This is a genomic window from Natranaerovirga pectinivora (assembly GCF_004342165.1).
Taxonomy (GTDB): domain Bacteria; phylum Bacillota; class Clostridia; order Lachnospirales; family DSM-24629; genus Natranaerovirga; species Natranaerovirga pectinivora.
This window is the reverse complement of the sequence record NZ_SMAL01000003.1, coordinates 424,777-450,211: the sequence shown is the minus strand read 5'-3', so window position 1 is coordinate 450,211 and position 25,435 is coordinate 424,777. Positions and strand designations below refer to the sequence as shown.

Here is a 25,435-nt window from a genome sequence, read left to right as displayed (position 1 = left end):
TATTATGAATGAGAGAAGGAAGTATTTAAAATGAAAAATAAAAGTATGTGGATTGTATTAGGTGTGTTAGCATTGGTAATTATTAGTTATATTGGTATTGAATCTAAACAGAAAAAAGATACAAATATTGACTTAGAAGATTTCATTATAAGATATTATCAATCGAGAGATTTATCAAAAGATTATTTGCGTAAAGAAGAATTTGCTAATGAAGAATTGTATCAGTATCTAAGAGAAGGCATAGTTGAAAGTCAATTCTTAACCCATAATAAACAAAATCATAGTGTACAGCCAGAATTAATAGAAATGACTGAAATAGGAGATAAAAGACATTTCAAATATAGTGTGGTGGTAAGTTTTAATTATAATACAGCAAGAGAGATTCATTCTTCTTATGGTCAAGTAATAGAAATTATGCTAAATAAAAATAATAAGATTGAAGATATTAATAATGTAAACAGAGAACCTAGTTTTGTAGACGTATATACAGCAAAAGAAGAATTGAAAAGTACTTTATATGGCGCGATTGGATGGTCAGTTGCTTATCCTGTTGATTCATATATGTATTCTAATTATGGGAATTATTTGTTAAGGTATAATATCAATACAAATAGGATAGATAAAGTACTAGTATACGAAGATAGTTTTTGGGACGCAGGATTGAATATAAGCAAAAGTGGAAATTATGCTATTCTATTCAAAACAAATTATAGGGATATATACTCAAATGTATCTAGCATATGTATTATAGATTTTATTAATGAAGAAGTGAATTACCTAGCCCTTTCTGAGAAGCAATTTAATGTAGAAGACATACCCGAAGATATTAGAAATGAATTTGAACTTGAAAGTATCCTTACAAGTAATTTATATATACGTCGATTTGATAATCTAAAGTATGAAATTAAATTTGAAAGTGATAAAGAAAGAGGTCGTTTTTTTCTCTATGAAGGAGAAGAAAAACTACACGAATTAACAGTATTAGAAGGACGAGGCGTAGTAGATTATACGTATGTATGGATAGATGAAAAAACCATAGGTGTATTAATGCCAATAGATGATGATGTCTTTGAATTAGGCTATTATAAATTTGCAATAGTTGATGTTATAGAAGATAGGATTATACAAGAATACCCTATAAATACAAGAAAGTAATCTTGCTACTCCAATGCAATCAAAAATCGTCCCTTATGATTTATGACTTAAAACAGTTGACTATTTTTGTCAACTATGATAATGTTAAAAAAATAGAATAATGACCTTCAGGGCAGGGTGTAATTCCCGACCGGCGGTAACAGTCCGCGAACCAATTATGGTTGACTTGGTGCAATTCCAAGACCGACAGTAAAGTCTGGATGGAAGAAGGATAATTAAGGTACGGCATGTTTTGTTATTATGCTTATCAAAGCTCTGAAGATTTTTCTTTAGGGCTTTTTTTGATGAAATAAATAATAAATGGATATTTGTAGAAAAGTGGTTAAAAATAATGATGGATATAAAAGTAATTATAATGGAATCAATGGGGTGAGAGAATTGGAACAAATCTACATGGAACGGGCGTTAGAACTGGCTAAAAAGGGCATAGGCTATACCAGTCCTAATCCACTGGTTGGGGCTGTTATTGTAAAGGATGGTAGAATTATAGGTGAAGGGTACCATGAAGTTTATGGTGGACCTCACGCAGAGATTAATGCCTTTAATAATGCTAATGAAAGTGTAGCAGGAGCTACCATGTATGTGACATTAGAACCTTGTTCCCATTATGGTAAAACTCCACCTTGTTCCAAAGCAATCGTGGAAAAAGGTATTGGTAAAGTTGTTATTGGTATGATTGATCCTAACCCATTGGTTGCTGGGAATGGTATAAAGATTCTAGAAGATAATCATATAGAAGTTGTTACAGGTGTTCTTGAAGAAGAGTTGAAAAAGCTTAATGAGATTTTTATTAAGTACATTACAACTAAAAAACCATTTTGTATTTTAAAAACGGCTATGACTTTAGATGGTAAGATTGCTACTAAAACAGGGGATTCAATGTGGATATCTAATGAACTTTCAAGAAAATATGTGCATAAGATTAGGCATCAAGTTTCTGGGATAATGGTTGGCATAGGGACGGTTCTTAAAGATGATCCTAGTCTAACAACTAGATTAGAGGATATAGAAGGAAAAGACCCTATAAGGATTATTGTTGATACAGAGTGTAAGTTACCATTGGATTCAAAGGTGTTGAATTTGAAGTCTAAAGCTAAAACCATTATTGCGACAACAGAAAAAGCTGCTGATGATAATGTTAAGGCTGTTCAGGAAAAAGGTGGGGAGGTTATTGTTACACCTTTAAAGGATGGTCAGGTGGATTTGAATTATTTGATGGATGCTTTAGGGCAGCAAGGCATTGATAGTGTGCTTATTGAAGGTGGTGCTACTCTTAATTATTCGGCTGTAAGTAGTGGTGTTGTGGATAAAGTACTTTCGTTTATTGGGCCTAAGATTTTTGGTGGTGTGGATGCTAAGACTCCTGTTGCTGGTGATGGGATTGCGTTGGTTAGGGATGCTGTTTTGTTGAAGGATATTTGTGTTTCTTCTTTTGGGGATGATATTTTGATTGAAGGGTATTTGTAGGACTTTTGGTGGTTTCCGTATGTAATGCTTTATGGAGAACGGTTCCATTAAATATTTATAGAAAGCCTAAGTTCATTCCAATATTTATTGCTAAACCTTAAGAACTCCCTTCGGTCAAACACTTAAGGTTTTTAACGCAATATATATTTTCATTCACTAAGGGTTTCTAATAAATATTTAAAAGTGACCTTATCGCCATAAAGTATTACATACTAGCGGGTGCATATTTTGAAGTATAAAAGATATACAAAATAAAAAAATTAAAAACAAATTTATAAATTAGAGTTAACATAGATTTTAATTTGGTTAGGGGTGAATTTTATTTTTACTGGATTGATTGAAGAGATTGGGTTAGTTGTTTCTGTTAATAAAGGTGCTAAGTCAGCGGCTTTGACTATAAAGGCTTCTAAGGTTCTTGAGGGTGTTAAGATTGGGGATAGTATTAGTACCAATGGGGTTTGTTTAACTGTTACCAGCTTTACTAGTAGTAGTTTTACTGTTGATGTGATGCCTGAGACCATTAGGCGAAGTAATTTAGTAGATTTGAAAAATGGTAGTAGGGTTAATTTAGAGAGGGCTATGAAGCTTGGGGATCGTTTTGGTGGCCATATTGTTTCAGGGCATATTGATGGTGTTGGAACCATAAGTGAGTTTCAGGAAGAGGACAATGCTACTTGGGTGACCATTGAGTCTTCCCGATCAGTATTAAAATATATTATTGAAAAAGGTTCTATAGCCATTGATGGGACAAGCTTAACTGTAGCTGGTGTTTCTGATACAAGTTTTAAGGTTTCTATTATTCCTTTAACGAAAGAAGAAACCACTTTATTAAGTAAAAAAGTTGGGGAAAAAGTTAACTTGGAATGTGATATGGTTGGCAAGTATATTGAGAAGTTAATGCATTTTAAAGAAGAGGAACCAAAGAAATCAGTTATAGATATGGACTTTTTAAAAAGTAATGGATTTGCATAAGAAGAGGTGAAGAAAGATGTATAAATTTAATACCATTGAAGAAGCAATAGAAGATATTAAAGAAGGAAAAATGATTATTGTTGTGGATGATGAAGATAGGGAGAATGAAGGCGATCTTTTGATGGCGGCTGAGAAAGCCACTAGTGAAGCCATTAACTTTATGGCTAAGTATGGTAGAGGTCTTATCTGCGTCCCTATGGAAAAAGAAAGAGTCAATGAATTGGATATTTTTCCTATGGTATCTAATAATACAGATCCAAAAGAAACAGCATTTACTGTATCGGTGGACCATGTAGATACAACAACAGGTATTTCTGCACCTGAAAGAGCGTTAACCATTCAAAGGTTAGTAAGTAAGGATGCAAAACCAATTGAATTTACAAAACCAGGTCATATATTCCCTTTAGTTGCAAAAGAAGGTGGCGTATTAAAAAGAGCTGGGCATACTGAAGCAGGGGTAGATTTAGCAAGATTAGCAGGGTTATATCCAGCAGGTGTGATTTGTGAGATTATGAATGATGATGGTACAATGTCAAGAGTACCTGAGTTAATGGTGTATGCACAAGAACACAATTTAAAAATTATTACCATAGCAGATTTAATTAAATACAGAAGTGATACTGAAAAGTTAGTTGAAAGAGTTGCAGAATCTTATTTGCCAACTAAATATGGTGATTTTAGAATGGTTGGTTATGTAAATAGGTTAAATGGGGAGCATCATGTTGCTTTAGTAAAAGGTGATGTAACTGGTGATGAGCCTGTTCTAGTAAGAGTCCATTCTGAATGTTTAACAGGAGATGCTTTTGGCTCAACAAGATGTGATTGTGGAGAACAATATGCAGAAGCCGTTAAAAAGATTCAAACTGAAGGCAGAGGCATACTGTTATATATGAGACAAGAAGGTAGAGGTATTGGATTAATTAATAAAATTAAGGCCTATGCACTTCAAGATCAAGGTATGGATACGGTAGAAGCAAATATTGCTTTAGGTTTTCCAGAAGATATGCGAGATTATGGAATTGGTGCACAAATATTATCTGATTTAGGGGTTAAAAACGTTAACCTAATGACAAATAATCCTAAGAAGATATCAGGGATAACAGGTTATGGTATCAAAATAGTGGATAGAGTACCAATACAAATGAATCATAATGAAAGAAATGAATTTTACTTAAAAACGAAAAAAGCCAAAATGGGGCATATGTTTAAATTCAAGGAGGAAGAATAAAATGAAAGTATATGAAGGAAAATTAATATCACAAGGACAAAAGTTTGGAATTATTGTAGGAAGATTTAATGAATTTATTGGTGGGAAATTATTAGATGGGGCTATTGATGGTTTAAAAAGACATGGGGTAGAAGAAGAAAATATTGAACTTGTATGGGTGCCTGGTGCTTTTGAAATGCCTTTAATAGCTAAAAAAATGGCAAAATCTAATAAATACGATGGTGTTATTTGTTTAGGTGCAGTAATAAGAGGTGCAACACCACATTTTGATTATGTATCAAGTGAAGTTTCAAAAGGGATTGCAAGTGTATCTTTAGATACTGAAATTCCTGTAATATTTGGGATACTAACGACAGATACTATAGAACAAGCTATTGAGAGAGCAGGAACAAAAGCAGGTAATAAAGGTTATGAAGCGGCTGTAACTGCAATAGAAATGGCAAATATACTAAAAGAAATATAAGAAGGTTGATAACATGTTTCAAAATATAAAAACCATATTCTTTGATTTTGATGGTACGTTACATGACAGCAGTAAAATATATGTGCCGGCATTTAAAAAAGCATACCAATTTCTTATAGACAATAATGGGGCTGAGGAAAAGGAATGGACTGATGAAGAAGTCGCTTCTTGGCTAGGTTATACAAGTATAGAAATGTGGAAGAAATTTATGCCTAATTTAGATGAGAACATAAGAAAAGAAGCCAGTAAAATTATTGGAAAAGAAATGAATAGTCTTTTAGCCACAGGAAGTGGTTATTTATATGATGGAACAATTCATACTTTAGAATATCTTAAAGGCAAGGGGTATTCCCTTGTCTTTTTATCTAATTGTGGCAATACCTATAAAGAGACTGTTAGAAAAGTATTTTATTTAGATAAATACTTTTCTAATTTTCTATGTGCAGAGGAATATGATTACATCCCTAAATTTCAGATTTTTAAAGAGGTTAGAGATCAATACAAGGAAGAAATGGTTATTATAGGTGATAGGATTCATGATATAGAAACAGGGGTAAAGAATAATATTCATTCTATAGGTTGTTTGTATGGCTATGGTAATGAATCAGAATTAACAAATGCTAGTTACTGTATACAATCAATTACGGAATTAATAAATATACTATAACTTTTTGATTAAAGGCAGAAGGCAACTGTGTGAAAGTGTGTTACATACTTAAATTTGTTGAAAAGAAGAAGAAATTATGTTAGTATGAGTACTGACGTTTAATAAAGGAAGGGGTTTGATCATGAATAATAAAAAAATACTATTTTTTATAATAGCTTTGATTGCAGTTTTAATGGTGGGGTGTGCTGATAAAGATACCAATAATACAGTTGAACCTAATGGAAATGTAGAAAATGGCAGCACTGAGATTAGTGGAGAATATGATGAATCAGTTGTTGTTGCAATTGTAAACGGAGTTGAAATTACTAATAAAGAATTTATGCCAATGTATTTAAAAACAAAATTAAATTATGAAGATTATGGATATACATTTGTAACAGAAGAGGAATTAGCATTATTAGAAGAATTAAAAGGAACAATTTTAGAAAATCTAATACATGAAGAAGTTCTTTTTCAAGAAGCTACAAGAAGTGGACATACAGTTACAGATGATAGATTATCTCGAGAAATAGATATGATAAAATTAGGCTTTGCTAGCGATGCAGAGTACCAAGAAGCTTTAATATCTGAAGGATTAACAGAAGCAGATTTAAAAGAAATCATAAGAAGAGATATTGTTATTGGCAACTACTTTGAAGAGGTACTTAATGTTTCAGTAACAGAAGAAGAAATCTTAGAGATGTATTATGAATTAAAAGAACTGTATGAAGAAATGAGCGAAGGTATGGAAGAGCCATTTGTAATGCCTGAGTTAGCAGAAATAAGAGATGAATTAAGTGATGAGATTATGTATAATAAAGAAATGGAAGAACTCTATAGAATCCTTGATGGATTAATGGAAAAAAGTGATGTTCAAATATTATAAAATCATCTAAGAAAGCACTTTATGTGCTTTTCTTTTTATCCAAATAAATAGTTATAATATTTATTTAATTAAATGTAAGTCGATATAATATACAAAGGAGTTGATACTGTGTCTAGAATAATAATTAAACCTATGTTATTAGAAGAAGCAATAAAATTGGGCATAGATAAATGGAGTATTTGGGAATGTGAATCTAGTACCTTTGATTGGGAGTATCCAGAACAAGAAACAGCTTTTGTTTTTGAAGGGGATGTTATTGTTACATCTGGAGATGAAGTTGCTCATATAAAAGAAAATATGTTAGTTTCTTTTCCAAAAGGTATGAAATGTACTTGGGAAGTACGAAAAGCTATCAGAAAAGCCTATACATTTAATTATGAAATATAAAAGTTGAAACTAGTAGAAAAATCTACTAGTTTTTTTGAGAAAAGAATTACCCCACTAATTTTTAAATTTCAAGAATTAACTCAAGGTATTTGCCAAAAATTTACAGTAGTATTAAAAGTGTTTTGCAGGACTTAAAATATGAGGTTTATATGTTATAATACTAGAGTACAGAACTAGACAGATTTATCTTTTTGTAGGCGTACTATGTTTTAATATTATTAAATCAAGAGGGTATAGTATTAAAATTATGTCTTGTATCAAAGGCATTATATTTATTATTAATGAATCTATAGATGATAATAAATAGGAAAGGAATGAGAAAGAGATGGGAGATATTAAGACAAGTATAACCTTGGTGCAAGAGGCATATAATATTTTGAAAAACAAAATCACTTACTTGGATTTATTACCAGGCCAAGTAATTTCTGATCATTCATTAAGTAAAGACTTAAATATGAGCCGCACTCCTATTAAGCAAGCATTAGTGGAGTTGAAAAGAGATGGGTTATTAGTTGATGTAGTATCAGGTAAGGGTTATCAAATCACAAAAATAACAAAGGAAGAAGTTATTGATTTGTTCGATGCAAGAGAAGGCATTGAAGTTATGGCCCTTAAAATTGCTATGAAAAATAAAATACCAATTGAAGATGTGAAAGAATTAATCATATTTAATGAAAAAATATTAAAGTCGGATTCCAATGATAATCTAATAGATGTTTTTAATAACGATCAAAATTTTCATATTAAACTAGTATCGCTGTCTAATAATAGAAGAGTTATTGGTTATAATGAAAATATTTTATTACAATTAACTAGAATGCGGTTCTTAACATATTTTCAACGTCAATTACCTGGACAAGCAGTAGACGAACATACAAAACTCATTAGGTATATAAAAGATGGTAATTGTGATAAAGCTGTTGAAGTGCTTTCAGAACATATACAAAAAACAAAAAATGTATATTTAACAATTCTTAATACAGTTATTTCACCTGATGAATTTGGTGTTCTTAAATATTTAATGAATGATAAAGTAAATTAGTTTAAAAAACAGTAGACAAAGTCTACTGTTTTTTTTTGTAATATTATAAGCAAAAATTACTTGGGTTTTTATAATGATATGAGTTAACAATATATAAGGCAATAAAAATATAAGGAGGAAAAAATTAATGAGAAAACTATCTGAAATGGAAATATTATCGTTAAGTGGAATACTAAAAATTGAAAAAGATGGTTTGGTTGTTTCTAAAGCATTACAAGAATTAATATCTGATGAAGATTTAGCAGAATTAGCTGAAGCTAATATTTTTACTCAAGAATCAAGAATTAAAACCATACAACAATTTATAAATGAAAACCAAATAACTACAGTAGAGGGGGGATATTAATGAATTCATTTCTTACTAATAGAATAAAATCAAGAACAGATATCACAGATGAAGTAATTGTTAGTAATATGTTAGCGGCATCTGTAGGGGCAGCTAATGTATATCTTAATGCTACAGTTTCAAGTACTACACCAGAATTAAGAAGTTTATACGCGTCTGGATTAAGTGAAGTTATTACAGATAACTCTGCATTAAATGAATTAGCTCTTAAGAAAAACTGGGAAAAACCATATGATGCTCCAAGTCAACAGTTAACGGAGATACTAAAAGAATCAATGGAATTGGATTTAGACTAATAATACTTTAAAGTAGTGATGGCAATATACGCTGTCACTATTTTTTTAATCTTATCTATTACATAAAGTTACAAATGCAACCATATATATAATGGGTATAAATTAATAAAAAATTGACTTAAAATTTAAAGTTGTTACTAAAAAAAGTTACATAAAACACAACGCAAGTTAAAAAAAATATAAAATAATAAAAAAAAAGCATAAATATTGAAAAATGGCTCCAACTATTATATAATAATTATTATTAATTAAAAAATAAAGGAGGTAATATAATGAGCAATTATCAAGAACCAATAGACCAATTGGACGAAAAAACTAAAAATATCTCTAAGGCAATAACAAGTTTAAAAGAGGAAATTGAAGCTGTAGATTTTTATAATCAAAGAGTTGCCACTACGAAGGATGAGGATTTAAGAAAAATATTTGAACATAATCGTGATGAAGAAATAGAACATGCTTGTATGACACTAGAGTGGCTTAGAAGAAATATGGATGGTTGGGATGAAGAACTAAGAAGTTGCTTGTTTAAAGAAGGACCGATTGTTGGACAGCATGGGGAAGAGGAATCTGAATATAAAAGCAGTACATTAAATATTGGTAATCTAAAAACTAAGTAGAAAGGGGAAATAATAATGGATATGTTAAAAAGATCATTGGCGCCTTTGGCGGAAGAAGCATGGAAAGAAATAGAGAATAGAGCTGCTCAAGTTTTAAAAACCCATTTGTCAGCAAGAAAAGTGGTAAAAGTAGAAGGTCCTAAAGGTTGGGATTTCAGTGCTATTTCTGAAGGAAGATTAGAATTAATTAAAGAGGGTAATGGTGAAGTTACTAGTGGGTTATACAGTGTTCAGCCTTTAGTAGAAACTAGAATTTCTTTTGAACTAGACAGATGGGAAATGGATAATATTATTAGAGGAGCTAAAGACATTGATTTAGAGCCATTAGAAAAAGCAGCAGAAAAAATTGCTGCCTTTGAAGAAAATGCAATATACAATGGATATGAAAAAGCAAAAATTAAAGGGTTATCAGAAATTGCTGCTCATAATTTGCCTTTTGGAAAAGATGCAGCCAGTATAATGGATTCAATCTCAAAAGGAATATTGAAATTAAAACATGCTTACTCTGAAGGACCCTATACTTTAATAGTTGGGGATGAAGGTTGGAAGTATGTTAATACAATTGTTAATGGATATCCATTGAAGAAAACAATTGAAAGTTTATTAGGGACGGAGATCATATATACAAAAAATATTGGGAATGCAATACTAATACCATATAACCATGATGATCTAGAATTCACAATCGGTCAGGATTTTAGTATTGGATATGAAGGACACGATACAAAAAAAGTAAAGTTGTTTATTACTGAATCCTTTACATTTAGAATATTAGATTCGAGTATTATTATAAACTATACTATATAAAAAAGGAATTAAGGCTTAATGTCTAATGTTATTAAGTTTAGAATAAAAGAAGAGTCTTTGTGTGTATTAACATAAAGAGCTCTTTTTTTATGTGATGTTGTATTTTAGCTACAAGAAGTAGTTAATTCTTTTTAAAACGTTTAGTATAACTCATATAGGAACATACTAAGAGTGAAGTTATAAATTGTAGAAAGGATAGAAGGATAATGTTTGATTCTCCAATTTTTCAATTAACAATCGAATTAATTATTGGTTTTTTTGCTTTATTTCTAATAACAAAGGTCACAAGAAAATCACAAATCAATCAAATAACACCTTTTGATTTTATTTCTGCAATAGTTTTAGGAGAATTATTAGGTAATGCTATCTATGATGAAAAAACTAGCATTTGGTTTATACTTTATGCCTTAATGTTATGGGGAACATTAATGTATATTATTGAATTTATAACTCAAAAATTTAAAGGCACTAGAAAATTTTTAGAAGGTGAGCCTGCAATTATTGTTAGAAATGGACAAATTGATTATAAAGTAATGAAAAAAGAAAAATTTGATATAAATGAATTGCTTAGTCTTTTAAGACAGAAGGATGTATTTTCCATTAGAGAAATTGAATATGCCATTTTAGAACAAAGTGGCAATATAAGTGTATTAAAAAAGTATCAATACATGACACCGACAACAGAAGATTTAAATTTGGTTTTTAAATCTATATGTCTTCCTACGACATTAGTGCTAGATGGAGAAGTTTTAACAGAACATCTTTATAAAATTGGTTATGATGAAAAATGGTTACGCAATGAAATAGATCGGTTTGGAATAAACAAAATTGAAGATGTGTTTTATGCAGACTGGAAACAAGATGAAGGCATACATGTAATTCCAAGAAATAAAACAAAGTATTTATAGTACCTTACTAGATTTTAATTAAGAGTAAAAGAATATTTTTTTACCATTCTATAAATAATAATATAGAGAAAATAAATTAAGAAAGGAAAATATAGAATGGATAATAATAAAAATAGAATAAAAGAAAGACCCAAAAGCAATGCAGAATTAAGAAAAATGAAACCTAAAGAAAATGCTGATCTTGGAATTATTGATGGGAACAAAATCTCCCAAGGAGATCATAATAAAAATTAAAGAATGAGGTGTTATAATGGATGAATCAATAATCAATAATTTACCCCAGCAAGGGTCACAAAAAAGCAGAAAAAGAAGTGGGTTAGAAAGTGACCCAGGAACTAAGAAAAAAACAGATTTACAAAAACATTGGGATAAAAATAATAAAAGTTATCAATCGAAAGAAAGATAAACAAGACAAAGAATCTGAAAGAGTCATCTTTTGGGTTCTTATTTACTTTATGGTAATATAATCTTTTATTATTTCATATACTTTCAAGGTTAATATATTATTTATATGCAAAAAAGACTATTCTAAAATATTAAAGATTGGTTTGAACTAAAAAATAAGAACGGGATTTTATTATTTAATAAAAACATATAAAATAATTATAAAAATGGAGAAAACAGGAGATATTCTAAGGTAATGAACAATAAATACCAAATGAGGCATATTTTAACCGTTTGTAAGGTTTGCATTAAAATTATGATTTTAATAATATTATAATTGAAATTAGCACTCATTAAACAAGAGTGCTAACAAACAGATTTAGATAATTAAAAGGAGGTTTTCAAATATGAAATTAGTACCTTTAGGTGACAGAGTTGTTATTAAACAATTAGAGGCAGAAGAAACTACAAAATCAGGTATTGTATTACCTACTCAAGCAAAGGAAAAACCACAACAAGCAGAAGTGGTAGCAGTTGGACCAGGTGGTTTAGTAGATGGCAAAGAAGTTCAAATGCAAGTAAAAGTTGGAGATAAAGTAATTTACTCTAAATATGCAGGAACTGAAGTAAAATTACAAGATGAAGAATTAATCGTTGTTAGACAAAACGATATCTTAGCAATTGTAGAATAATAAATATAAGGAGGATTTCAAAATGGCAAAACAAATTAAATTTGGAGCTGAAGCAAGAGCAGCATTAGAATCAGGTGTAAATCAATTAGCAGATGCAGTAAGAGTTACCCTTGGTCCAAAAGGAAGAAATGTTGTTTTAGATAAAAAATATGGTACTCCACTAATTACAAATGATGGTGTTACTATAGCAAAAGAAATTGAGTTAGAAGATGAATTTGAAAACATGGGTGCTCAATTGGTTAAAGAAGTTGCTACAAAAACCAATGATGTTGCAGGGGATGGAACAACTACTGCTACAGTATTAGCCCAAGCTATGATTCAAGAAGGTATTAAAAACATTGCAGCAGGTGCTAACCCAATCATCTTAAGAAGAGGTATGAAAAAAGCAACTGACAAAGCAGTAGAAGCAATTAAAAATATGAGTAGTACACTTAATGGTAAAGATCAAATTGCAAAAGTTGCAGCTATTTCAGCAGGTGATGATGAAGTAGGAAAATTAATAGCTGATGCAATGGAAAGAGTATCTAATGATGGTGTTATAACCATAGAAGAATCAAAAACTATGGAAACAGAATTAGATTTAGTTGAAGGTATGCAATTTGATAGGGGTTACTTATCTCCATACATGGCAACGGATATGGACAAAATGGAAGCACTTTTAGATGATCCATTCATCCTTATTACAGATAAAAAAATAAGTAATATTCAAGAAATATTACCAGTGTTAGAGCAAATTGTTCAATCAGGTTCAAAATTATTAATTATTGCTGAAGAAGTAGAAGGTGAAGCTTTAGCAACATTAGTAGTTAATAAATTAAGAGGAACATTCTCTTGTGTTGCTGTTAAAGCACCAGGATTTGGTGATAGAAGAAAAGCTATGTTGCAAGATATTGCAATTTTAACAGGTGGTACTGTAATATCTGAAGAAGTTGGCTTAGAACTTAAAGAAACAACTTTAGATATGTTAGGAAGAGCAAAATCAGTAAAAGTTCAAAAAGAAAATACAATCATCGTTGACGGTGCAGGAGACAAAGCTGATATCGATGGAAGAGTTAAACAAATAAGAATGCAAATCGAAGAAACTACTTCTGATTTTGATAAAGAAAAATTACATGAAAGACTTGCAAAATTAGCAGGTGGTGTAGCGGTTATCAAAGTTGGTGCAGCTACAGAAACAGAAATGAAAGAAAAGAAATTACGTATGGAAGATGCATTAGCAGCTACCCGTGCAGCAGTTGAAGAAGGCATTATTGCTGGTGGTGGAACGGCTTATATCCACGCTAGCAAGGAAATCGCATCAATTTTAGATGAACTAGAAGGTGATGAAAAAACTGGGGCTAAAATAATTCTTAAAGCTTTAGAATCACCACTTCGTCAAATTGTAACAAATGCTGGATTAGAAGGATCAGTAGTTGTTAACAAAGTAAAAGAAGAAAATTCTAATATAGGATTCGATGCATTAAACGAAACGTATGTAGATATGGTTAAAGTAGGCATTATTGACCCTGCTAAAGTAACAAGAAGTGCATTACAAAATGCAACATCTGTTGCATCAACACTTCTTACAACTGAATCTGTTGTTGCAGATATTCCAGTAGATGAGCCACCAATGCCAGGTGGAGCACCAGGAATGGGTATGATGTAATTGTAATACAAAAAATAAAAGTCCGTAATTGGACTTTTATTTTTTTTGTGTTATAGAAATCTAATAAAAACAGTAGAAAAGGGTATAATTATTATGGTTAAAGCTAAAGTTTAGTTATTATAACCAAAGCAATAAATTATTTAATGGTTATTTATACAGGAAATGAAATTTTTAAAAAATAAACTTGCAATAGCATGTACTTTTGCTTTATAATGATAAAGTGAAAACATAAATATAAAGGAGTTACAGCAATGTAAACTCTATAATAAAAAAACAATAGAATAAAAATGTGAGTACAGAAAGATTATCTTTAAAAAGACAAGCTTTCTTTATAAAATAAAATTAGGTGGAGGATGAAAAAAATGAGTTTTAAAAATGTTTATCTAGAAAACTTAATGCAGGAAGTACAAAGAAAAAATCCTGCAGAAGCTGAATTTCATCAAGCGGTAAAAGAAGTACTTATATCAATGGAATCTGTTGTAGAACGCAATCCAGAATTAATCGAAAAAGGTGTTCTTGATAGAATCGTTGAGCCTGAGAGAGTTGTTATGTTTAGAGTACCTTGGGTAGATGACAATGGTAAAGTACAAGTTAACAGAGGATTTAGAGTACAATACAATAGTGCAATTGGACCATATAAAGGTGGATTAAGATTTCACCCTTCAGTTAACTTAGGAATTATTAAATTTTTAGGATTTGAGCAAATATTTAAAAACTCTTTAACTGGATTACCAATGGGTGGCGGTAAAGGCGGTAGTGACTTCGATCCAAAAGGAAAATCAGATATAGAGATTATGAATTTTTGCCAAAGCTTTATGAGAGAACTTTACAGACATATTGGACCAGATACTGATGTTCCAGCAGGAGATATTGGTGTAGGAGCAAGAGAAATTGGATTTATGTTTGGTATGTATAGAAAAATTAGAAACGAATACACAGGTGTTTTAACTGGAAAAGGATTAAACTATGGCGGAAGTTTAGCGCGTAAAGAAGCTACAGGATATGGATTATGCTACTTTACAGAGGAAATGTTAAAAGCTAAAGGAACATCTTTTGAAGGTAAAACAGTGGTTATTTCTGGATCTGGTAATGTTGCTATATACGCAACAGAAAAAGCAACTGAGTTAGGTGGTAAAGTTGTTGCGTTAAGTGATTCAGCTGGATACATCTTTGATAAAAATGGTATTAACTTAGATACAGTAAAACAACTTAAAGAAGTAGAAAGAAAAAGAATTAAAGAGTATGTTACGATTCATCCAGAAGCAGAGTACCATGAAGGATCTACAAATATCTGGAATGTACCTTGCGATGTAGCATTGCCATGTGCTACACAAAATGAATTAGATGAAAATGCTGCTAAAACACTTATTGGTAATGGTTGTATAGCAGTTGCAGAAGGTGCTAACATGCCATCAACACCAGAAGCTGTAGACTTATTCTTAGAAAAGGGTATCTCTTTTGGACCTGGTAAAGCAGCAAATGCTGGTGGTGTTGCAACTTCAGGATTAGAAATGAGCCAAAATAGTTTAAGATATTCTTGGACATTTGAAGAAGTAGATGCAAAACTTAAACAAATCATGATTAACATTTTTGAAAGTTGTAGTTCAACTGCAAAAGAATATGGCGCTGAATACAACTACGTATTAGGTGCAAATATTGCTGGATTCTTAAAAGTAGCGGATGCTATGATCGCTCAAGGTGTTATCTAGTCAGTAGAATAATATAATCATAAATTATAGAAAACCTACAAGAAAAGTGTGCTTGCACACTTTTCTTGTGATATAAAGAAATGTAAAATCTGAGGGTAGTGAAGAATCTAACATGAACCTAAGTGGGGATTCTTCAATAGGTTCAGAGAAAATAGACTTTGTGGAAAAAATAACTATCCCTTATTTACTTGAGTAAATAAAGATTTTTGTGTATTATATAATGTAGTATAAAACATATTCTTATTTGTGAGGTTGTTGTTAATGTATAAAATAGTAGATAAAAAACAATTGAATGAAGCAGTAGAGCTAATGGTTATTAAGGCACCTTATGTTGCTAGAAAATGTGAACCAGGGCAATTTATTATTCTAAGAGCCGATAATAATAGTGAACGTATTCCTTTAACCATTGCAGATTATAATAGAGAAGAAGAAACGGTAACAATTATATATCAAGTCGTTGGTTATTCAACAAAAGTATTGTATGAGAAACAAGTAGGAGATTCTGTTGTTGATTTTGTTGGGCCATTAGGAAAGCCAACGGAGTTAAAGAAACATAAAAAAGTACTTGGAATTGGAGGCGGCGTAGGTGCTGCACCACTATACCCACAGATTAGAAAGTTACATGAAATGGGTGTAGAGGTAGATGTAATCCTTGGAGGCCGTTCTGATGAATACATAATTTTAGAAGAAGAGTTTAAAGCTGTGACTAAAAACTTATACTTTGCAACCAATGATGGTTCAAAAGGAAAAGAAGGATTTGTAACAGATATTTTAAATGAACTTATAGCAAATGGTGAGGAATATGATGAAGTTATTGCTATAGGACCTTTGGTTATGATGAAAGCTGTTGTAGGCATAACAAAGCCACTTAATATACAAACAGCAGTATCCCTTAACCCTGTTATGATTGATGGAACGGGTATGTGTGGTGGCTGTAGAGTAACTGTAGGAAATGAAATAAAATTCGCTTGTGTGGATGGACCAGATTTTGATGGTTTATTAGTAGACTTTGATGAATGTTTAAGAAGACAAAACATGTACAAAGAAGAAGAACATTCTTGTAGAATTGGACTAGAGGGAGGTCAAAATAATGCCTAATATGAGCCCTAAAAAAGTACAAATACCAGAACAAGACCCTCAGATCAGAAGAAAGAATTTTGACGAGGTAGCATTAGGCTATACATTAGAACAAGCTATGGAAGAAGCAACACGTTGTTTACAATGTAAAACCAAACCATGTGTAGATGGCTGTCCAGTTAATGTGCCAATACCTGAATTTATTAAAGCTGTTGAAGATGGTAATATTGATGAAGCCTATAGTATCATCACAAAAGAGAATGCATTGCCTGCCATTTGTGGTCGTGTCTGTCCACAAGAAAGTCAATGTGAAGGCAGATGTGTTAGAGCTAAAAAAGGTGAATCAGTAGGAATTGGTAGATTAGAAAGATTTGTTGCAGATTATATAATGAGCAAAGGCAATATAGAACCTAAAAACATAGAAAAAAATGGCATAAAAGTTGCAGTAGTAGGGGCTGGTCCAGCAGGTTTAACTTGTGCTGGAGAACTAGCAAAAAAAGGATATGAAGTGACTGTTTTTGAAGCCCTTCACGAATTAGGTGGTGTTCTTTTATATGGGATACCGGAATTTAGATTGCCTAAAAGTTTAGTAGCAAAAGAAGTTCAAAGTATTATAGATATGGGTGTTGAGATCAATAAAAATGTTATCGTAGGAAGATCCATTACTGTTGATGAACTTTTTGAAGAAGGGTATAAAGCTATATTTGTTGGAAGTGGCGCTGGATTACCTAAGTTTATGAACTTAGAAGGAGAAAATCTAAATGGTGTTTACTCTGCCAATGAATTTTTAACAAGAGTTAATCTTATGAAAGCTTATGATTTTCCAAATAACCCAACACCAGTAAAAACAGGAAAAAGAGTTGCAGTAGTTGGTGGCGGTAATGTAGCAATGGATGCAGCAAGAACAGCAGTAAGACTTGGAGCAGAAGAAGTTTATATTGTTTACCGTAGAGGAGAAGAAGAGTTACCAGCAAGGTTGGAAGAAATTCATCATGCAAAAGAGGAAGGGGTTATATTTAAGTTATTAAATAATCCTACTAAAATTATTGGTGATGAAAAAGGTTGGGTAACAGGAATGGAATGTGTGCAAATGGAATTAGGTGAGCCAGATGATTCTGGAAGAAGAAGACCAAGAGTAAAAGAAAACTCTGAGTTCATACTCCCTGTAGAAACAGTTGTTATTGCCATAGGACAAAGCCCTAATCCACTTATTAGACAAACAACTCCAGGACTTAGTGTTGAGAGTTGGGGTGGCATCATAGTTCAAGAGGAGACAATGGAAACAAGTAAGGAATATGTATATGCTGGTGGAGATGCAGTAACGGGCGCTGCTACAGTAATCTTAGCAATGGGTGCAGGAAAAACTGCCGCGGAAGCAATACATAAAAAAGTTTTAGAATTACAAGGATAAACTAAACTTTAAATCTTTACTTATTCTTTAAATTATATTATTATAAAAGTAAGAAAGCTTGTTTACTTACAAGAGGAACTTTCTTACTTTTCTTTTTAGAGTAGAAGTTTGTGAGTATGTCTTTTTAAGTATAGGGAAGAATTGAAAAATTAAATCTATATAAAAGGATATAAAGTTCACGTAATTGTAAGTAGTAAGTTGTAAGGAGGATTTTTATAATGAATGAAGCTTTTGCAGAACAAATTGTAAAAAGGAAGCAAAAACCTAGTGATATGATATTAAAGGTTCTTATTGTTATATTGGCAATTATATTAATGTCAGCCAGTTTAATTTTAAATATAGTAGGTGTGATACTTGCTGTTTTAATTATGTGGGGGGCTTATAGATTATATACCAATCTAAATGTAGAATTCGAATACTCTTTATCTGTAGGAGAAATTGAGATTGATAAAATTTATCATAAAAGCAGAAGAAAGAAAATCATAAATTTTGATGTAAAAAAGATTCAAATTATGGCACCAGTGTTCTCAAAACAATATGATAAAGAATTAAGTGATTATAATAAAGTATTTGATTTTACAAAAGGGCATATAAGTGATGACACTTATGGGATAATTGTAGTTGTAGATAAAGAAAAATATAAAATTCTAATAGATCCTAATGAAAAATTCTTAAATACAATCAAAACACATATAGCGAGAAAAGTAATGGAAAAATAAATATAATAATAAATCCAGTATAAAACCATATCTTGAATATTAATCAATATATGGTTTTATACTATTTATTCATACTATTAATTATGGTTATATAATTATTAGTATATGTAGGTTGACAAAACTCGTATAATTTGCTAAACTTCATTAAAATTCCCTTAAACATTTCTTAGAAAGAGAGGTTCTACAATGGGCAAAATAGTAAAAGAAGGTATAACTTTTGATGATGTATTATTAATTCCAGGTTTATCAGAAGTACTACCTCATCAAGTTAATTTAGAGACTTATTTAACAAAAAAAATTAAGCTTAATATTCCTTTGATAAGTGCTGGTATGGATACTGTAACAGAGCATCGTATGGCAATTGCAATTGCTAGGCAAGGTGGTCTTGGGATCATACATAAAAACATGTCAATTGAACAACAAGCGGATGAGGTAGACAAGGTTAAACGTTCGGAAAGTGGAGTAATAACAGATCCTTTTTACTTATCACCTGACCATACTTTATATGATGCCAATGAATTAATGGCAAAGTATCGTATATCAGGGGTTCCAATCACAACAGGCAAAAAATTAGTAGGAATCTTAACAAATAGAGACTTGCGTTTTGAAATGGATTTTGATAAAAAAATAAAAGAAGTTATGACATCTGAAAACCTAATTACAGCTGCAGAAGGAACAACACTAGATGAGGCAAAAGGTATAATGGGAAAACATAGAATAGAAAAACTGCCAATAGTGGATGATGCAGGCAATTTAAAAGGTCTTATCACAATTAAAGATATAGAAAAGAAAATAAGATACCCACATGCTGCAAAAGATGATCACGGTCGTTTATTAGTAGGGGCAGCAGTTGGTGTTACAAAAGATTCTATAGATCGAATCAAAGCTTTAGTAGAAAGCAAAGTAGATGTTGTTGTTATCGATACAGCACATGGGCATTCAAAAGGTGTCATAGATACAGTTAGAACCATTAAGGAAACATTCCCAGACCTACAAGTAATAGCAGGTAATGTTGCTACAGGAGATGCTACAAAAGCTCTTATTGAAGCAGGGGCAGATGCAATTAAAGTTGGTATTGGACCTGGATCTATTTGTACAACACGTGTAGTTGCTGGAGTTGGTGTGCCACAAATAACAGCTGTAATGGACTGTGCAGAAGCTGCAAAAGAATATGGCGTACCTATTATAGCAGACGGTGGTATAAAATACTCTGGAGATATTGTAAAAGCCATTGCAGCAGGCGCAAATGTTTGTATGATGGGAAGTATATTTGCAGGTTGTGATGAAAGTCCAGGAGAAACTGAATTATACCAAGGAAGAAAATTTAAAGTATATAGAGGTATGGGTTCCATTGGCGCAATGGAAAAAGGAAGTAAAGACCGTTACTTCCAAGCAGATGCAAAAAAACTTGTACCAGAAGGCGTTGAAGGCCGTGTAGCATACAAAGGATTATTAGAAGACACAGTATTCCAATTAATAGGTGGATTAAGATCAGGAATGGGCTATTGTGGATCAGAAAGTATACCAGCATTACAAGAAAAAGGACAATTTGTAAAAATAACAAGTGCATCATTAAAAGAAAGTCATCCTCACGACATTCATATAACAAAAGAAGCGCCTAACTATAGTATAAGTCAATAATCAAAAGCCCCAAGAGTCAAAAACTCTTGGGGCTTTTTTGTATTAAGAAATTTTTTAGATTGGTTCTAGTCCCGCTGAAAGGAAAGGCTAACGGCCCACTCCAAGAAATATAATGTTTAACCTATTTCTATATAATCTTCAAGGCTTAACAATGCACTTTACATACACTTAACATTGCCATTATATCTTATTAACACTTAAATGTTAAATTACATAAGTAAAGAAAATTAACAAACACAACGTGGGAGGAAATTAGAAATGAAAAAAATGAAAGCAGTATTTTCTTTAATTTTAGTAATTGCAATGATAGGCGTATTTACAGGGTGCTCTAACAATGATGATACAAATACTACTCCAAGCAATCAACAACAAGACAACCAACAAGCTCAACAACCAAATAATCCACAACCAAATACACCACCAGCAAATCAAGGTACAAACAATTTAAGTGGTCCAGTTACAATTTCAGGATCTACTTCAGTAGAAAAAGTTGGTGTTGAAACGGCAGAAGAGTTTATGGCACTTAATCCAAATGTAGTCATTACTTATGAATCCATTGGATCAGGTGGTGGTATTACAAATGGTAATGAGAGAGTTACAAATATTGGTGCAACTTCTCGTGATTTAAAATCTAATGAAAAAGAGTTTGGCTTAGTTGAAAAAGTTATTGCTTACGATGGAATAGCAGTAATCACTCATCCAAGTAATCCTGTAGAAGGATTAACCAAAGAAGAAGTTCGTAAAATTTACGCAGGTGAGATCACTAACTGGAGTGAAGTTGGTGGGAAAAATGAATCTATAATGGTGGTTTCAAGAGAAGCTGGATCTGGTACGAGAGGGGCTTATGAAGAAATTATGAATTTTGAATTAGTAAGCACTGCAACAGTAGCAGAAGGTAATGGTAATGTACAAAGTACTGTAGCAGGTAATCCTCAAGCAATTGGTTATGTATCCTTTACATATATTAATGATACAATAAAACCATTAAATGTTGATGGATATCCTCCAACAGTAGAAGATGTATTAGCTAACAGATATACAGTGGCAAGACCTTTCATCTATGTATATCACGAAGATAATATGAACGATGCAGCTAAAGCATATATTGAATTTGTTATGGGTGATGGTCAAAAAATAGTTGAAAGCTTAGGCGGAATTCCAGTTAACTAACATATATAAAAGAATAAACAAATATAACTCTATGAGTTATATTTGTTTTTGCTCATTAGAATGTAAAGTTAAAGAAAAAAATATGTAAAATTTAATACAAACAGAAGTATTCAATTTCCTGCAAAGTTGATGAAATATATGTGTTTTAAGTGATTTGGGTTCGGAGGGATTAGATGGATTATAATGAAAAAATAGAGCCTATAGAAGAAGCTATAGAATCTATTAAACTTAAAAAAGCTATCTTCAATAAAAGAAAAATAAAAAACAAATCAAAAGATATGACCATTAATAAAAAGAGAGAAAGATATGAGTTTATAGCAGAAAAAATATTTTTTTTATGTGCTTTTATTGCTGTATTTAGTGTTATAGCAATATCTATTTTTGTTTTTTACAAAGGATTACAACCTTTTTTTGCTACAAATGAGGAGGGAAAATACTCTTTCTTAAGATTTGTAACAGGATTAGAGTGGAGAGTTTACAACAATAACTTTGGTGTCTTATATATGATGATTGGATCCGTGTTGGCATCTACAGGAGCAATATTAATAGGGGTGCCTGTAGGTTTGTTTACAGCTGTATTTATATCAGAACTTGCGCCAAATTCTGTAGTAAAAGTAATAAAACCTGCTGTAGAAATATTAGCAGGGATTCCTTCTGTGTTATATGGTGTTTTTGGATTAGGCATCATAGTGCCTTCTATTATGAGAATATCGCCTCAAAGCAGAGGGCAATCCTTATTAGCAGTTATTATAGTGTTATCTATAATGATTTTGCCTACGGTTATTGCCATTTCAGAAACAGCATTACGTTCAGTTCCAAAAGCATATAGAGAAGGATCATTGGCTTTAGGTGCATCAAAAACAACAACTATATTTAAAGTAACCATACCCTCAGCAAAGTCTGGTATTTTAGCAGGAGTGGTTTTAGGAATAGGAAGAGCGATAGGTGAAACAATGGCAGTAATGTTAGTAGCAGGTAACCCAGAAGCAGGTATACCCTTAAGCATATTTGATCAAATTAGACCGCTTACAACGAATATAGCTATGGAAATGGGATATGCAACTGGCCTGCATCAACAAATGTTATTTGCAACAGGTGTAGTATTATTTATGTTTATTATTTTACTTAACTTAGTATTAAATAAAATCACATCAAAGGCAGGTGATAAATAATGAACAAACAAAAAGATATTCTTTTACAAGGTTTAATTTATTTATCTGCTTTTATAACAGTAGGAGCATTGGTGTTTATCCTAGGTTTTATATTTGTCAATGGTATTTCAAAAGTAAATTTACACTTTTTAACATCAAATTATGATCCACAAACGCATTTTATAATGGTAGAGCCAATGACAAGTCAAAATAAATCTACAGAAGGCTATATTGGTGAAATAGGTGCAATTATAGGAATTAATGATGAAGGCATACCCTATGTTAAATCCGTTGATAGAAACTCAACTGCAAGGAAAGCAGAAAACAGAGTAGGAGATCCTTTTGGTTTAAAATCCCAAGATTTATTACAAGGCATTAACGATGAAAGATTAGAAGGAAAGTCAGTTGAAGAAATACAAGAGTTATTTAGAGCAAATAGTAATCAACAATATACATTAAGAGTAAGAAGACCTGGTAAAGGTGTTTATCCAATGATTATTACAACATTATACTTAATCGGCGTTGCATTGTCTATTGCAGCACCTATAGGTATACTGTCCGCCATATATCTAACAGAATATGCAAGGCCAGGGAAAGTCCTTAGACTTATCCGATTCGCAACAGAATGTTTATCAGGAATACCCTCTATTATCTATGGTTTGTTTGGGATGTTATTGTTTGTAATGACATTAAATATGGGCTATTCCATTTTAGCAGGTGCGTTAACATTAAGTATTATTTTATTGCCTGTCATGATTAGAACAACAGAAGAATCATTAAAAGCAGTGCCTATTGCGTACAGAGAAGCATCTCTTGGATTAGGGGCTACTAAGTTGCAAACCATTAGAAAAGCTGTTCTGCCAAGTGCTGTCCCAGGAATACTTGTTGCTATTATACTTAGTATTGGGAGAATTGTTGGAGAATCAGCGGCCTTATTATTAACAGCAGGTACTGTAGCAAGAATTCCAGAGAATGTCCTTTCAGGAGGCGCATCGTTAACAATAAAAGCCTATACAGTTGCAAAAGAAGAGGCGGACATTGCCATGGCTTGTGCAATTGGTACGGTAATAGTTATGTTAATTATAATTCTAAACCTAACATCCAAGTTGCTAACTAAGAAACTAAATAAAGCTACAGTAAAATAATATGAGGTGAAATGTATGAAAGATATAAAATTTAAAATAGATAACTTAGACTTATTCTACGGAGATTTTCAAGCTTTAAAAGATGTTAATATGAAAATAGAAAAGAATGAAATAACTGCATTTATAGGGCCTTCAGGATGCGGTAAATCAACTTTTTTAAGAACGCTAAACAGGATGAATGATTTAATTGATAATGTAAAAATCACAGGGGATATTCGTTTAGATGGGGAAGATATTTATGGAGAAATAGATGTTATTAAGCTCAGATCAAGAGTAGGAATGGTATTTCAAAAACCCAATCCTTTTCCAATGAGCATATATGATAATGTAGCATATGGTCCAAGAGTCCATGGCATAAAAAAGAAAGGGCATTTGGATGAAATCGTTGAAAAAAGTCTTAGAAATGCTGCTATTTGGGATGAAGTAAAAGATAGGCTTAAAAAAAATGCATTAGGTTTATCTGGTGGCCAACAACAGAGGCTATGTATTGCTAGAGCTTTGGCTGTAGAACCAGAAGTCTTATTAATGGATGAACCCACATCAGCATTAGATCCTATTTCTACTTTAAAGATTGAAGATTTGGCAGCTGAACTTAAAAAGAATTATACCATAGTAATGGTAACTCATAATATGCAACAAGCAGGGCGTATATCAGATAAGACGGCGTTTTTCTTATTAGGTGAATTAATAGAATTTGACAAAACAGAAAAGATATTTAGTAATCCTACAGATAAAAGGACAGAAGATTATATAACTGGTAGATTTGGTTGATTTTTTATAGTATTTTAGTTAAAATTATAAGGGAGTCGTGTATATGCCTATAAGACAGGAATTTATAAAAGAATTAGATAAGCTTCATAAAAACGTTGTTAAAATGGGAACAATAATTGAGAAATCAATAGATGATGTCATAGAAGCTTTAGTTAAACAGGATGTAAAGTTAGCCAATGACATTATTGATAGAGATGATGAGATTGATGAATTAGAGAATCACATTGAGCAAGAATGTATAATGCTTATTGCAAGACAGCAGCCAATAGCAAGTGATTTAAGAAAAATCGCTTCTGTAATGAAGATCATAACAGATTTAGAAAGAATTGCTGACCATTGTGCTGATATATCCAAGTATACTATAAAATTAGCAAATGAAAGTTATGTCAAACCGTTGGTTCACATACCAGAGATGGCAAAAAAGGTTAAAGAGATGGTAAGAGAAACCATTGATGTCTATATTAAAAGTGATTTAGAAGGTGCAAAAAGAATTATAGAAAAAGATGATGAAATTGATCATTATTTTAGTATGTTGGTGAAGGAACTATCAGAGCTTATGATAAGTAAACCTGAAGTAGTACCTCAATGTATTAATTTTATATTCATTGTTAAATACTTAGAAAGAATGGGTGACCATTCTACCAATATTGCTGAGTGGATTCAATATATAGTAACAGGAAATTTATAATAAAACTTGTAA

Annotated in this window: 28 protein-coding genes and 1 riboswitch; all 28 genes read left to right on the top strand. The window is 31.6% G+C overall.

Annotated elements, in window-relative coordinates; translation table 11 throughout:
- Positions 1-30 precede the first annotated feature (30 nt).
- The 28 genes from EDC18_RS06885 (at position 31) to phoU (ending at position 25,423) form a co-directional block, all read left to right on the top strand.
- On the top strand, positions 31-1,155 hold the full coding sequence (locus tag EDC18_RS06885; RefSeq protein ID WP_132251610.1) for a hypothetical protein: 1,125 nt from the start codon (positions 31-33) through the stop codon (positions 1,153-1,155).
- Between the two features lie 99 nt (positions 1,156-1,254).
- A riboswitch (FMN riboswitch) is annotated at positions 1,255-1,371 on the top strand.
- Positions 1,372-1,524: 153 nt separating this feature from the next.
- Positions 1,525-2,622 (top strand): bifunctional diaminohydroxyphosphoribosylaminopyrimidine deaminase/5-amino-6-(5-phosphoribosylamino)uracil reductase RibD, encoded by a 1,098-nt coding sequence (ribD, locus tag EDC18_RS06880; protein ID WP_442929351.1) that lies wholly within the window; start codon positions 1,525-1,527, stop codon positions 2,620-2,622.
- Between the two features lie 321 nt (positions 2,623-2,943).
- Positions 2,944-3,594: a riboflavin synthase gene (gene ribE, locus EDC18_RS06875; RefSeq protein WP_132251668.1), complete on the top strand. Its 651-nt coding sequence runs from the start codon at positions 2,944-2,946 to the stop codon at positions 3,592-3,594.
- Between the two features lie 16 nt (positions 3,595-3,610).
- Positions 3,611-4,822, top strand: a complete 1,212-nt coding sequence (locus EDC18_RS06870) for a bifunctional 3,4-dihydroxy-2-butanone-4-phosphate synthase/GTP cyclohydrolase II (RefSeq protein WP_132251608.1) — start codon at positions 3,611-3,613, stop codon at positions 4,820-4,822.
- A 1-nt stretch (position 4,823) separates the two neighbouring features.
- Entirely contained in the window at positions 4,824-5,285 is a 462-nt protein-coding gene (gene ribH / locus EDC18_RS06865; RefSeq protein ID WP_132251607.1) for a 6,7-dimethyl-8-ribityllumazine synthase, read from the top strand.
- 13 nt (positions 5,286-5,298) lie between these two features.
- Positions 5,299-5,952: an HAD family hydrolase gene (locus EDC18_RS06860; RefSeq protein ID WP_132251605.1), complete on the top strand. Its 654-nt coding sequence runs from the start codon at positions 5,299-5,301 to the stop codon at positions 5,950-5,952.
- Positions 5,953-6,073: 121 nt separating this feature from the next.
- A complete protein-coding gene (locus EDC18_RS06855) occupies positions 6,074-6,817 on the top strand; it encodes a SurA N-terminal domain-containing protein (protein WP_132251604.1) in 744 nt (247 codons plus the stop codon).
- 108 nt (positions 6,818-6,925) lie between these two features.
- The gene (locus EDC18_RS06850) at positions 6,926-7,204 is read left to right on the top strand and encodes a cupin domain-containing protein (RefSeq protein ID WP_207669175.1); all 279 of its coding nucleotides are present in this window, start codon (positions 6,926-6,928) and stop codon (positions 7,202-7,204) included.
- Positions 7,205-7,529: 325 nt separating this feature from the next.
- The gene (locus EDC18_RS06845; RefSeq protein ID WP_132251602.1) at positions 7,530-8,246 is read left to right on the top strand and encodes a GntR family transcriptional regulator; all 717 of its coding nucleotides are present in this window, start codon (positions 7,530-7,532) and stop codon (positions 8,244-8,246) included.
- 127 nt (positions 8,247-8,373) lie between these two features.
- A complete protein-coding gene (locus tag EDC18_RS06840; protein WP_132251600.1) occupies positions 8,374-8,592 on the top strand; it encodes a hypothetical protein in 219 nt (72 codons plus the stop codon).
- Positions 8,592-8,888 (top strand): spore coat protein, encoded by a 297-nt coding sequence (locus tag EDC18_RS06835; RefSeq protein WP_132251599.1) that lies wholly within the window; start codon positions 8,592-8,594, stop codon positions 8,886-8,888. The genes EDC18_RS06840 and EDC18_RS06835 overlap by 1 nt, the downstream gene beginning before the upstream one ends.
- 272 nt (positions 8,889-9,160) lie before the next feature.
- Entirely contained in the window at positions 9,161-9,505 is a 345-nt protein-coding gene (locus EDC18_RS06830) for an encapsulin-associated ferritin-like protein (RefSeq protein WP_132251597.1), read from the top strand.
- Positions 9,506-9,520: 15 nt separating this feature from the next.
- On the top strand, positions 9,521-10,312 hold the full coding sequence (locus EDC18_RS06825; RefSeq protein ID WP_132251595.1) for a family 1 encapsulin nanocompartment shell protein: 792 nt from the start codon (positions 9,521-9,523) through the stop codon (positions 10,310-10,312).
- Between the two features lie 206 nt (positions 10,313-10,518).
- Entirely contained in the window at positions 10,519-11,220 is a 702-nt protein-coding gene (locus tag EDC18_RS06820; protein WP_132251594.1) for a DUF421 domain-containing protein, read from the top strand.
- Between the two features lie 96 nt (positions 11,221-11,316).
- Positions 11,317-11,454, top strand: coding sequence for a hypothetical protein (locus EDC18_RS14555; protein WP_165878505.1), 138 nt, complete (start codon positions 11,317-11,319; stop codon positions 11,452-11,454).
- Between the two features lie 16 nt (positions 11,455-11,470).
- Entirely contained in the window at positions 11,471-11,626 is a 156-nt protein-coding gene (locus EDC18_RS14550) for a hypothetical protein (protein ID WP_165878504.1), read from the top strand.
- A gap of 385 nt (positions 11,627-12,011) precedes the next feature.
- Entirely contained in the window at positions 12,012-12,296 is a 285-nt protein-coding gene (locus EDC18_RS06815) for a co-chaperone GroES (protein ID WP_132251592.1), read from the top strand.
- 22 nt (positions 12,297-12,318) lie between these two features.
- Positions 12,319-13,941 carry a chaperonin GroEL gene (gene groL / locus EDC18_RS06810; protein ID WP_132251591.1) on the top strand — a complete coding sequence of 541 codons (1,623 nt, stop codon included), beginning with the start codon at positions 12,319-12,321 and terminating at the stop codon, positions 13,939-13,941.
- 362 nt (positions 13,942-14,303) lie between these two features.
- Positions 14,304-15,650, top strand: a complete 1,347-nt coding sequence (gene gdhA, locus EDC18_RS06805; protein WP_132251589.1) for an NADP-specific glutamate dehydrogenase — start codon at positions 14,304-14,306, stop codon at positions 15,648-15,650.
- Between the two features lie 261 nt (positions 15,651-15,911).
- The gene (locus tag EDC18_RS06800) at positions 15,912-16,748 is read left to right on the top strand and encodes a sulfide/dihydroorotate dehydrogenase-like FAD/NAD-binding protein (RefSeq protein WP_132251588.1); all 837 of its coding nucleotides are present in this window, start codon (positions 15,912-15,914) and stop codon (positions 16,746-16,748) included.
- A complete protein-coding gene (gene gltA, locus EDC18_RS06795; RefSeq protein WP_132251586.1) occupies positions 16,741-18,138 on the top strand; it encodes an NADPH-dependent glutamate synthase in 1,398 nt (465 codons plus the stop codon). The genes EDC18_RS06800 and gltA overlap by 8 nt, the downstream gene beginning before the upstream one ends.
- 218 nt (positions 18,139-18,356) lie before the next feature.
- Positions 18,357-18,857: a DUF6106 family protein gene (locus tag EDC18_RS06790; protein ID WP_132251584.1), complete on the top strand. Its 501-nt coding sequence runs from the start codon at positions 18,357-18,359 to the stop codon at positions 18,855-18,857.
- 186 nt (positions 18,858-19,043) lie between these two features.
- Complete coding sequence (guaB, locus tag EDC18_RS06785; RefSeq protein ID WP_132251583.1) at positions 19,044-20,498, top strand: IMP dehydrogenase; 1,455 nt, start codon at positions 19,044-19,046, stop codon at positions 20,496-20,498.
- Positions 20,499-20,756: 258 nt separating this feature from the next.
- Entirely contained in the window at positions 20,757-21,668 is a 912-nt protein-coding gene (locus EDC18_RS06780) for a phosphate ABC transporter substrate-binding protein (RefSeq protein ID WP_132251581.1), read from the top strand.
- 173 nt (positions 21,669-21,841) lie between these two features.
- The gene (gene pstC, locus EDC18_RS06775; RefSeq protein WP_442929350.1) at positions 21,842-22,840 is read left to right on the top strand and encodes a phosphate ABC transporter permease subunit PstC; all 999 of its coding nucleotides are present in this window, start codon (positions 21,842-21,844) and stop codon (positions 22,838-22,840) included.
- A complete protein-coding gene (gene pstA / locus EDC18_RS06770; protein ID WP_132251579.1) occupies positions 22,840-23,964 on the top strand; it encodes a phosphate ABC transporter permease PstA in 1,125 nt (374 codons plus the stop codon). Before pstC ends, pstA begins: the two co-directional genes overlap by 1 nt.
- A 15-nt stretch (positions 23,965-23,979) precedes the next feature.
- A complete protein-coding gene (gene pstB / locus EDC18_RS06765; protein ID WP_132251577.1) occupies positions 23,980-24,735 on the top strand; it encodes a phosphate ABC transporter ATP-binding protein PstB in 756 nt (251 codons plus the stop codon).
- 43 nt (positions 24,736-24,778) lie between these two features.
- Positions 24,779-25,423, top strand: coding sequence for a phosphate signaling complex protein PhoU (gene phoU / locus EDC18_RS06760; protein WP_132251576.1), 645 nt, complete (start codon positions 24,779-24,781; stop codon positions 25,421-25,423).
- Positions 25,424-25,435 lie beyond the last annotated feature (12 nt).